This is a genomic window from Acinetobacter sp. WC-743, from assembly GCF_000335555.1.
GTDB classification, from domain to species: Bacteria; Pseudomonadota; Gammaproteobacteria; order Pseudomonadales; family Moraxellaceae; genus Acinetobacter; species Acinetobacter bereziniae.
This window is the reverse complement of the sequence record NZ_AMFQ01000027.1, coordinates 1-972: the sequence shown is the minus strand read 5'-3', so window position 1 is coordinate 972 and position 972 is coordinate 1. Positions and strand designations below refer to the sequence as shown.

The 972-nt window shown below is 36.9% G+C and carries 1 protein-coding gene; it reads left to right on the top strand.

The genetic code is table 11. From position 1 onward, the window contains the following. Positions 1–169: 169 nt before the first annotated feature. Positions 170–972: type VI immunity family protein (locus ACINWC743_RS04360; protein ID WP_009584502.1), on the top strand; the 803-nt coding region annotated here is incomplete at its 3' end.

Here is a 972-nt window from a genome sequence, read left to right as displayed (position 1 = left end):
AAATTCCACTGATTAAAGGCTATTTAGCCAATCACTGGTTAGCTCGTTTTGATATAGAAGATGATCAAAAGCTCGAATATTTTACAAAGTTACAAGATGAACCTAAGTTAAATAGTCAGTATGCTTTTTTAGATAAACGTATAGATTGGTAATAGGGCGTATTAATCATATGCACTTTAAAAAAGAACAAGACTACAAAGCATGGGTTGCGACACAAGAAAAAGGTGCAATTGGTGGTGGATTACTCACCCCACAAGGTGGGGAAGACTATGTCGGTGCGATTCCTGCGATTCGTGCGGTTATATACTTTAAAGAGGGTTATAGCGATGAAATGCGTGAAGCGATTGCTCAATGCTTTGACGATTATCAAGTCTATGCCAAAGCACATTTAACTTGGTTGTGGCAAGGAGAGCCTCCTAAAAGTGAAAGCGCAAGTAATACTTTTAATAAGGTCAAACCCATTCGAAAAATTTTAAACAACTACACTCAAATGAAAGAACTATCTTTACTTTACACAAGTGGCATTGAAAAGTTTGCCACTGGTGCATGGGAGTTTTTTGTAAGTGGGCGCAGTCAATGGCAAGCTCAAAAAAAGAATTATCAAAGTACATTAACTTTTTCTATGCCAATCGAATGGGTTGGTGAAAATAGTAAAGCTTTTATTGATCTATTTATTAAGTCTGCGCAACGTTTAAAAGCCAAATATGGCTACGCTGGGTATGCTTGTATTATTTCTCAAATCCGAAGTGATAAAAATGAACCGACTGAAGCTTTTATGGCTCGTAAAGCTTGGGCAATGGATGTAGGTGATCCGATGTTGTTAGCAAGAGATTTAATTGAAGGTATCAAAACAGTAAGTTGGCTTACAGCAATTAATTACGAATGGTTTAATTCGATCAAGGAAGAAGAAGCATTAAACAGTGAACTACCGATGAATTGGTTTATTGGCTATGACTACGGTACAGGTGTTGT